Annotated in this window: 3 protein-coding genes and 2 pseudogenes; all 5 read left to right on the forward strand. The window is 56.5% G+C overall.

Annotation, left to right across the window (positions count from 1 at the left end):
- Positions 1-550: 550 nt before the first annotated feature.
- Entirely contained in the window at positions 551-1,447 is an 897-nt protein-coding gene (locus tag MKK58_RS10520; RefSeq protein ID WP_243912028.1) for a glycosyltransferase, read from the forward strand.
- Positions 1,448-1,603: 156 nt separating this feature from the next.
- Positions 1,604-1,895 (forward strand): annotated as a pseudogene (locus MKK58_RS10525) (helix-turn-helix domain-containing protein); the annotation flags it as partial.
- A gap of 46 nt (positions 1,896-1,941) precedes the next feature.
- Positions 1,942-2,086 (forward strand): annotated as a pseudogene (locus MKK58_RS10530) (IS701 family transposase); the annotation flags it as partial.
- A gap of 49 nt (positions 2,087-2,135) precedes the next feature.
- On the forward strand, positions 2,136-3,101 hold the full coding sequence (locus MKK58_RS10535; protein ID WP_243912029.1) for an IS481 family transposase: 966 nt from the start codon (positions 2,136-2,138) through the stop codon (positions 3,099-3,101).
- Between the two features lie 55 nt (positions 3,102-3,156).
- Positions 3,157-3,462, forward strand: a 306-nt coding sequence (locus tag MKK58_RS10540) for a helix-turn-helix domain-containing protein (RefSeq protein WP_243912030.1), incomplete at its 3' end; no start/stop codon positions are given.

Genomic DNA, 3,462 nt, shown 5'->3' on the forward strand with positions numbered 1-3,462 from the left:
CCCCCCCCCCCCCCACGGTAATTTAGATCCAGCGCGCTCCAAAGTGCGTTCTACCTCCGCCTTCTGCCGGCACTTTCTCAAGAACTGCATAGGGCTCGGGAGTCACTACCTACACGACAAAGGCAGAGAGCATGGTTGTACCTGCCCCCGCGGGTGCCTTTTTTGGCTTTCTAAGTGGAGATCGCAGTCGTTAATCCTTGCGCCGGAGCAGGTATCACATTTATGGCAAAGTTCTCATGTATTGTACGTCGACGCCTCTGGAATTTTGGCAGCGATGTTGATTGAATAGACGATTGAATTTGCCTGTGGTTAAGCGTGCGGCTATTAAACAAACAAAATTACGCCACCGTAAAAAATTGTCTTACTGCTCAAGCGATCAACAAAAATGCATTACGAAACATGAAGCTTATGAGCTTCCAAAGCAAGCTAGAATGGCGGAGTAAAACAGTATATTATCCGTTCTCACAAAACGTCAATTAACTCCGGAGTTAAGATCATTCATTATTTATAAAAATCTACTTAAAAAATGGTCATTGGGAGATTCGAGCTGATGAGTTATGTAGAAAAAAGCCGTAGCATTAGTGAAATAAATGCGAGAACGGTATCGGTGGTCGTACCGAACTATAATTACTCCCGCTACATGAGGAGCAGATTGAAATCGATCGCGGACCAAACCTATCCTATTAAGGAAGTGGTTGTCCTCGACGATGCTTCAACAGATGGCAGCGTGGAGCATATTACAGCCTTGTTCGAAGAGATAAAGGGCAATTATAGTCTAGTTGCTAACGATAAGAACTCCGGTTTGGTTTTTAAGCAATGGATCGCAGGAGTTGCTCGTGTTTCTGGTGAGTTTGTTTGGATCGCAGAAGCGGACGATCAAGCTGATTCTGCGCAGGTCGCAAAGCTTGTTGAATTGGCAATAAACGATCCAGACGTTGCGCTGACATATTGCGACTCCAAATCGGTTGATGAAAATGGGAGTTTATTGAAAGGCAGTTATTCAGAATATTACACTTCCGCAACAGGCGATCTTTTAGCAGCAACAGGTATTCACTCCGGACCCGAGTTTGTTGTTGCGTTTCTTTCGTGCAAAAACACGATTCTAAACGTCAGTTCGGTGCTATGGCGCAGAAAGGCGCTTCTTGACGCACTTGAAAGGTCAGCAGAGGATTTAAACCGCCTCCGTGTAGCAGGCGATTGGCGCGTGTACATTGAATGTCTGCTTACCCCTGGGTCGAAATTGGGGTACGTAGCTGAATCATTGAACGTCCACCGTCGCCATTCCAGCAGCGTTACACATAAAATCTCAGCTCGCCGACACTTAGGCGAAGTTGCTTATGTACATACTTTAATACGCAACAAACTTGGAAGTTATCCCGCTATGCGCAAAGCTCAAGATGCATATTTATTCGATCTAGCGAAACAGCTCGGCTTTGGAAGAAGCTAGAGCATTGACGCATTCGACTTGTGCATGAGAGTACACTGTCGGTTCTTACGATCTCATGCGGATCGGCGATGAGGGGGGGCTCACGGGGTTATTCGGCGCGGGCGATGTGATTCGCTGAGACGGACCGGGAGAGTTTGCTGACTCCGGGGGATCCTGGATGCCGGCCAGAGCCGTCGATTGTTGGCGCTGGCGATGATTTATGATGGCGCCAACCGCAGGGATTCGGTGCGGACCGGGACCGTGGGTCTGTAAACGGTGCGTGATTGGGTTGCAGGCGTTCAACGCCGCTGGCCCGGATGGATTGAATTAGCGCAAGGCCCCAGGCCAAAACAAACGGAAGCTGGATGCAACCCGGCGTCAGACGCTGGCGCAGGTCATCGAGGACGGGCCGGACCCGGACCGGCATGGCGAGGTGTGCTGGCGGCTGAAGGATCTGTCCGCCTGGGTCTAGTACTACAGCCGTATTTTGCGCGTTGTCGTGGCGGAGGTGAGCCATGACGCGGGTTACGGGAGCGGATGCGGCGCGGGGCGCAAGGCTTGGATGAAGTGCTGGAGCGGATCGGCGGTCGGTTTGGACGAGCCGAGCCACGCAGGCGGGCCGCGGCTTACCTGCGCGCCCTGCTAGCTGTGCAGTCCCGCGGTGTGGTGGCATCAGTTTCGCTGAGGTCGCTGCATACCGGGAGGCGTTATGGGACAGGTTCTACACGGCTGCGCCACGACCACGCACGCGGTCAGAGCAGCACTACAGCGATCGAAAGCTTCGCTCAAAGAGCTTGCCGCACAGCATGGACTGAACCCCAAGACGGTCGCGAAGTGGCGCAAGCGTGCCTTCGTGCATGACGCGGTGATGGGACCGAAGACGCCGCGCTCGACGGTGCTCACGACCGAAGAAGAGGCGATCATCGTTGCCTTCCGCCGGCACACCCTCTTGCCGCTCGACGACTGCCTGTACGCGCTCCAGGCCACCATCCCGCACCTGACCCGCTCGTCGCTGCATCGCTGTCTACAGCGCCACGGGATCAGTCGGTTACCTGAGGTGGGCGGCGACAAGCCCGGTAAGCAAGCCTTCAAGGCTTATCCGATTGGCTTCTTCCACATCGACATCGCGGAAGTTCGCACCGGCGAAGGCAAGCTGTACCTCTGGGTGGCCATCGACAGGACATCCAAATACGCCTTCGCCCAGCTGCGCGAACGCGCTGATCGGCCCGTGGCCTGCGCCTTCCTGGAGGCGCTCATCGAGGCTTGTCCTTACCGCCTGCACATCATCCTGACCGATAACGGCATCCAGTTCGCCGAGCTGCCCAAGAACCGTCGCGGCCCGACTGCCCTGTACCGCGTCAACCGCTTCGACCAGATTTGCCGGGCGCACGACATCGAGCATCGGCTCACCAAGCCAAACCACCCGTGGACCAATGGCCAGGTCGAGCGCATGAACCGGACCCTCAAGGAGGCGACGGTCAAGCGCTACCATTACGACAGCCACGATCAGCTGCGAGACCACCTCGCCGCATTCTTGGATGCCTACAACTTCGCTCGGCGGCTCAAGACCCTACGCGGCCTCACGCCATACGAGGCGACCTGCAGAGCCTGGGCAGACGATCCAAGCCGCTTCAGATACGATCCGACCCATCTCACCTCGGGACTGAACAGCTAGTGCACTGACGGGGTCAGAGGATTCACGAGGCGGGCGATGCATGCGAGTCTGGGCAATGGCTCAGACCGTCTGCGTGCTCCTCGACGCCGCCACCCAGTCAGCGCTTGCCGCGATCGCCGGCGATCGATCCCGCCCCCTGAAGCACATCCTGCGGGCGCGTATCATCCTGCTCTCAGCCGAGCGCTTGAACGTGCAGGAGGTGGCTCGGCAGGCCGGCGTCAGTCGGCCCGCTGTCTGGCGCTGGCAGCAACGCTTTGCCGAGGAGGGTGTCGAGGGCCTGCTGCATGACAAGACCCGCCCGCCCGGCACCCCACCGCATTCCACGCGAACGTTGGCGCAGGTGCTGGCGCTGACCTGCTCG

This window comes from Methylobacterium sp. J-078, from assembly GCF_022829285.1.
GTDB lineage: Bacteria > Pseudomonadota > Alphaproteobacteria > Rhizobiales > Beijerinckiaceae > Methylobacterium.